Here is a 6,409-nt window from a genome sequence, read left to right on the forward strand (position 1 = left end):
CGAGACGTGACCCGGACGCGACTTGGTCGATAGTTGACATAAGGACCGGAATGATCGTTGTCATCGCGGAAACCGTGCTTCTCCAGCACCTCGATGAAGCCACCATCATGGACATTATAGATGTTCTGCGCGAGAGAGATTCGACCTCTGGCTGGACAACGAGCCCATTGCGAAACAGGGAACTGAGATGATTCCAGCCATCATGAACGTCGTTAATCGCTTTTGTTTTGCTGATCATCAATCAATTTGGCCGCAATATACCTGAGCAATAAGGGCAGCTGCCTACCCCTCCCGCACAGAACCAGTCGCAGTGAGGAAAAGGTAGAGTGTCTGGATGAACAAGCAGCAGCACCAAGAAAGAAATCGCCCTGACTTTCTCTGCGGAAGACGTCCGCCAGGGTGAATCATCCTGACGAAGCGTTGGCAGCGGTTGGTATTCGTTGCTGGTCTGGTCGGCATCATACTGCTCGCGCTTCTCTTGCGAGTCACCGGCACAGGCAAAGATGGCGATGGAGTGGACGGCTACGATCGAAGGCTGGACTGAATTCGTCGAGTCTCCCGAAGTCCGGCTCCGGCGACCGGGAACCAAATCGCGCCTGCAAGGTTAGAAAAAATCTCATTTCCCGCGACGCACCACGGACGGGGAAATTTGTGCCCATCCAGCATCTGAGGGCCAAGGGAAGCCAGTCATGCAACATCGCGATCATAGTGAACATGAGGGCATGGGCAGGAATCCATACACGATGTTCGCCGTCAACATGTTCCTCAGCCTCGTCGTCATGTACTTCGTCATGTTCTCCATGATCGACGGATGGAGCGACTTCCGGAACAACCTCAACATGTTCTACATGGCGCTGACGATGGTTGCGCCCATGGGCATCATCATGCTTGCAACCATGGGTGGCATGTACCGGAACAAGAGGTTAAACGCACTCATCCATGTCAGCCTGGTGATCCTGCTCGCGGCCGCCTTCGCAGGAACGCGCACGCAGGCCTTCATAGGAGACAGGCAGTTCATCGCCTCAATGATCCCTCATCATTCAGGCGCGATCCTCATGTGCGCAGATGCGGATCTCAAGGATCAGGAACTCGTTGCACTATGCGCGCAAATTTCGCGTGGCCAGCGCGAGGAGATCGAACAGATGAATGCGATCCGAGTTCGCCTCGACGATCTCGACTGATCGCCTTCCACAGCGCCCGCGGAGGTTTGTGATGCTTCTAATACGCCTACGGCGTCGTTCCCGGCTGGCATTTGATGGCGACCTGCAACGCCGCCATCGGCTCGTCGCTATGTGACCTGTTCAATGTTCGCTGAGGAGAATGCCATGTTTCGTATACTGATTATCATCGCGTTATTTGCTGCTACGCCGGCCGTAGCGCGAAACAAAATCGAGGCGTGGGACACACAGTCAACCTCAGCGCAACAAAGCGGCCTCCGCAAATTAGGTTCGGAATCAGACATAGCCTAATATGAATTCCGTCCGTTATTTAAGTAAGCGCCCCTTTATTTAAATAAGCATCAAGCTTAGGTAAGCGCGCTTAATTAACGTAGACCGTTGTCACTGCGTCAAGCGCAGGCGCCGGATTCCAGGCCAGTTCCCTGAAACCATGGTGCAGATGGATTTAGCCGCCAACCGACCGGCCGTCCTCTAATACATCATTTCTTAAAACTGCGCTCCTATTCCCGCTCGCCCTCGGCATTGGTGCCGAGAGAAATGGAATGAGCATGACCAAGCAAGATCTTTCATCACGTCATTCTCAGCGAAAAATCTCGGAATTCTTCGAGGTGCGCATCGCGCCGATAGCTCCGATGCGGGTGCTGGAGAATATCCGCCCTTACCTCATCAGCCTAATTATCTACCGAAAGCCGCCGCCAATCCTAAATGGCCGCATCGACTGGATGACGATCGGACCCTTTTAAGACCTTCCCGCGTAAAAGTTGACTGCTAAGTTCCGACCCCGATGCGGCCGTCAGCCGGTCGTCGCATTACGATGCGCATTTTCTCAAAGGCTCGGCACTCGCGCTCAATCTAAATCCGATCGCCGACATGTGGTATGGTAGTGTGATATTTGGCTGAAACTCTGGGGACGCGCTCTATGGAACGCCGCTTGACCGCGATTCTGGCCGTCGACATGGCAGGCTATAGCCGCCTCATGGAGCAAAATGAGGAAGATATCGTTACGCGTCAGAAAGTGCACCGCACGGTGTTGTTCGATCCCCAGATCGCAAGTCGTGGAGGCCGCATCGTCAAGACCACGGGCGACGGGATGTTGGTCGAATTCGCTTCAGCACAGGATGCCGTCCGCTGCGCCATCAACATCCAGGTGGCTATGGCAGACCGCGAGGGAGCGTCACCGGAAGAACGCCGCATTCTCTACCGCCTCGGGATCAATCTCGGGGATGTCCTCTTCGAGGATGGAGATATCTTCGGCGATGGCGTCAACGTGGCTTCCCGCCTTGAGGGGCTGGCGAAGCCAGGCGGCATCTGCATCTCCGACATTGTACATCAAGCGGTCGTGGATAAGATCAAAGTGCCTTTTCGCGACATGGGCAACCAGCGGGTGAAGAATATCTCCCGGCCCATCCGCGTCTGGCAGTGGACACCCGACGCTTCGCTGCCTAACCCGGAGCTTCCCAAAGCTGCGCAGCAACAACAGGTACAGTTCGCCACTGCCCCAGACGGAGTGCAGATCGCGTGGGCCAGTATTGGCCAAGGGATGCCGGTGCTGAAGGCACCGAATTGGCTGAACCATCTGGAGTATGAATGGCGCAGTCCGATCTGGCACCCATGGCTGGTCAGGTTGGCGAGGCTCTGCCGGCTGGTACGATTCGACCAGCGGGGAAATGGCCTATCGGACTGGGGCGTCGAAGCTGTATCCGAGGGGGCAATGACTGGCGACATGTCGACCGTCGCAGCCGCTGCTGGACTGAGCCGGTTCGCGCTTCTCGGCATTTCGCAAGGATGCTCATTTAGTGTCCGCTACGCCGTGGAGAACCCCGAACAGGTGACCTGCCTCGTCCTCTTGGGCGGATTTCTTCGGGGTCGGCTCAAGCGGACGCAACCGGACCAAAAGCACCTTTATAAAGTCGGGACGATGATGATCCGCGACGGCTGGGGCTCGACCAATCCAGTCTTCAGGCACTTTTTTACAACAACCTTCATGCCCGACGCTCAGCCCGAGATGGCTGCGAATTTTGACGAACTTCAGCGCATTGCTACGAGTCCGGAAGCGGCGATGCCGATCTGGAAAATGAACAGCACGGTCGATGTGACGGAGTTGGCGAAGCAGGTCAATGTTCCGACGTTGGTCCTGCATTGCATCGGCGATCGCGTCGCGCCGATAGAAGAAGGGCGTCTCATGGCTACGCTTATTCCTAACGCGACCTTCGTCGAGCTTCCTGGAAACAATCATGTGCTCATGGAGGACACGGCTGCCTTCGAACAGTTCTTTGACGAGTGCTCCAGGTTCCTGACAGCGTACAATCAGTGAAATATGACCGCTATGGGCGCGCAAAGCGGCTTTTAAGCGGTTTCGCTTTGAACTTCTGCTGTCCACCCTGAGCGGACTTACGACTCCGGTACCAAGCGTCAATCATTCACTCGACAATCAGCGTCGCCAGATAGCCTTTAAGACCTCGACCACGGTCGCTGGATCGCCGATGTAATCCACGTCGACCACGACGAAGGCCGGCCATGCGGGACCGGCATACCTCACCCGCCCGGCCCCCTGTGGTCCTCGTCTCGCCCCTGCGTGAGAGTACGAACATAATTTAATCCTTGCGTTCAAGCGCTATTGTCGTACGATCGTAATCTCAAAATTCAGGAGCTCATGATGACAGCAACTCCGCAGGTTGCGTTCGGGCTTTAACAGGCACCTCCCCTTCTGCCCGAAGTGAAGCGGTTAGGTCAAAATTGAGGGTCGAGTTTTCAGCTTAGCGCTTCAATTGAAATCGGGAAGTAAAAGCCACAGCCGTTGCCGCGGCGACGGGCGAAAACAGTGTCTGAATGGACAACTGGTAAGGTCGTAAGGCATTGATAATGCCGCGATCTCCGATAACTGTCCTGCCCTTGCGACCGAAAGAGATCATCAATATTTCCATTTCAAAATGAGATTTGCGCAACGATCGACGCGCGGACTTCGATTACGTACGCGCGGCCACTTTGCCCGTATTCCCGTCATAGTTCCAATTGGCTCGCCGAGAGAGGAAGCTCCGTCATCGTTCGTCGCACACCGAACCGGCATCAATCGCGAGCGCCTCTAAGTTGCGGTGCTTTGAAGCACCCATAACGACAGAAAATTGTCCAGCACGTGCAAATGAATTACAATGGATTATGATGTCAGCGCCGCTGGAGTCGGACTCATGGTAAGTCCAAGTTTGCCCTTTTGAGTTTTTTGTGTTGGACGCCGTTCAATGTGACGGAGCAGTCGTCGGCTATGTCGCGGGGCGCGCAATTCGAGACTTTGTGATCGACGCCGACGGTTGCCGATATCGATTTGTCGGCACTGCGGTAAGAGACTCGTCTGGCCGACTTGATGTAGAAGTTCTTCGCCCAGGTGAGTGGATCGTACCACCCGGCCTTATTTACGTGAAGTGCGCTGCCAATGAGTGGTGTCCCGGACCACAAAGACGGTGCAAGTAGATTTACGACTCCCAGTGAACAAGCATACCAGACCGTCATCATCCTTAACCCCTATCGCCCCCGCATCTCGTTGGCGGACGAGGAGGGCGCGGTGAATTGCCGACTCTTGAGGTTCTTCATCCAGTTTGGCAAGACCATCCCTGGTCTGGAGCACACCAATCATCCTATCTGCGCTCCCGCCGACGTGAATGATATGCCCTGGGTATAGATGCGCCGTGTCGTTGGTTATGAGATGAAATCTGTACAACCCTTGGCCCTCTGTTTTGTTTCGTTGAGAAGTACGCTCCTCGGAGCCAAAAATGACGAAATCGAACGCCTGCTCGGACCTAACCGGCCGGCTGCGCTGACTGTGAGTTGATCATTGGCTCTTCACGGCTCGCCGTGCCCTGATGGCTGCCGCAAGGAAGACCCGCGAAAGGCAATGATACAGCGGTTCTCGTGACAGGATCCGTGATGTCACGTAGCCGATCATCGAGACGGCCATGATCGGAGTGGCCGCCTGATGGTCGCCGGTCATTTCCAGAATGATCACGAAGGCAGTCATCGGCGCCTGCACGACGCCGGAGAAATATCCCGTCATTCCAAGGATAGCAGCGAGGGCGATGCTTGTTCCAAGCAGCGAACCGACGGTGCCGCCGAAACCGGCGCCGACCGCAAGCGATGGCGCGAAGATGCCGCCTGGAATGCCCGACATCATCGACAGTAAACTGGCGACGAGCTTTTCGATAAAAAAGAGCAAGGGAAGCGCTTGCCCTTCCACCGCGCCCTTGGCCTGCTCATAGCCGGTGCCGAAGGTTGCGCCGCCGGATGTGAAGGGATTGATATTTACACTGTTTTCAAGATCGCGAAGGCCCGCGCAAAGTTGTTTGACAAAGTCTGCATTTAGGCATGAAGTCATTGTCCGAGACGGGGCGTCGTAGGCAACTTTGTCTATCGCGCTGCACCGGGTGATGAGACGATGGAAGCTGCGCGGCACAACGAGCCCGATCAGTCGAATTGCGCCCCGATATTGAACGGCGCGGACGGGTTCGGCTCGTTATTCCACGTCAAACTTTCGCGTGCACCAGACAGGAGCCTTCCGGTTGGCCGCCTATCCGGCCGCTGGTGGCGCCCCCGATGCAACGCGCCGTGCGCCTCCAAGGTCTGGCTCAACGAGCACGCAGCAATCTTCGTTTGAGCGCCGCGCTCGAGCGGCGTTGCGTGGACGATGGAAGAATGCCGTGAAATAGGATCGAGAGGCGACTGCCATGGCCAATGACAGCAAGCATGAAGGCGGAGTGATCTACCATATACCGGGGCAGGAATATTTCGAACTGCGCGGATTGCGGCGCCACGCTGGCGTCTTTTCGCTTTGGGCCCTTGGCGTCGGCGCCGTCATTTCCGGTGATTTTTCCGGCTGGAATCTTGGCTTTGCTGTCGGTGGTTGGGGTGGCATGTTCATCGGCACCATCCTGATTACCGTCATGTATCTCGGCCTTACCTACTCGATTGCCGAAATGAGTCCGGCCCTGCCGCACACCGGCGGCGCTTATTCCTTCGCGCGCACGGCCTTCGGTCCGTGGGGCGGTTTCATCACCGGCGTCGCGGAAAACATCGAATATGTGCTGACACCTGCCGTCGTGGTGTTCTTCATCGGCTCCTACTTGACCGGAATTTTCGAAACCCCTCAAAGCTTCCAACCTATCTGGTGGCTTCTCGGCTACATCGTTTTCGTGGGCCTGAACGTGCGGGGGGTGGAGCTCTCATTTAACGTGACAGTGATCGTC

Annotated in this window: 4 protein-coding genes and 2 pseudogenes; 5 read left to right on the top strand and 1 reads right to left on the bottom strand. The window is 56.0% G+C overall.

Features of this window, described 5'->3' with window-relative positions:
* The 4 genes and pseudogenes from BN1800_RS42075 to BN1800_RS38745 all read left to right on the top strand — a co-directional run.
* On the top strand, positions 1-191 hold a 191-nt coding region (locus BN1800_RS42075; RefSeq protein WP_210191320.1), incomplete at its 5' end, for a hypothetical protein.
* A 498-nt stretch (positions 192-689) separates the two neighbouring features.
* Positions 690-1,181 (top strand): DUF305 domain-containing protein, encoded by a 492-nt coding sequence (locus BN1800_RS38735; protein ID WP_087006157.1) that lies wholly within the window; start codon positions 690-692, stop codon positions 1,179-1,181.
* Positions 1,182-1,720: 539 nt separating this feature from the next.
* Positions 1,721-1,909: pseudogene (locus BN1800_RS38740) on the top strand (hypothetical protein); the annotation flags it as partial.
* 200 nt (positions 1,910-2,109) lie between these two features.
* The gene (locus BN1800_RS38745) at positions 2,110-3,492 is read left to right on the top strand and encodes an alpha/beta fold hydrolase (RefSeq protein ID WP_210191321.1); all 1,383 of its coding nucleotides are present in this window, start codon (positions 2,110-2,112) and stop codon (positions 3,490-3,492) included.
* A 1,509-nt stretch (positions 3,493-5,001) separates the two neighbouring features.
* Here BN1800_RS38745 and BN1800_RS38755 read toward each other — a convergent pair.
* Positions 5,002-5,451 (bottom strand): annotated as a pseudogene (locus tag BN1800_RS38755) (chloride channel protein); the annotation flags it as partial.
* A gap of 439 nt (positions 5,452-5,890) precedes the next feature.
* Here BN1800_RS38755 and BN1800_RS38760 point away from each other — a divergent pair.
* Positions 5,891-6,409 (top strand): amino acid permease (locus tag BN1800_RS38760; protein WP_342210325.1); only part of this gene is annotated, 519 nt, incomplete at its 3' end.

It is taken from the genome of Rhizobium sullae (genome assembly GCF_900169785.1).
Taxonomy (GTDB): Bacteria; Pseudomonadota; Alphaproteobacteria; order Rhizobiales; family Rhizobiaceae; genus Rhizobium; species Rhizobium sullae.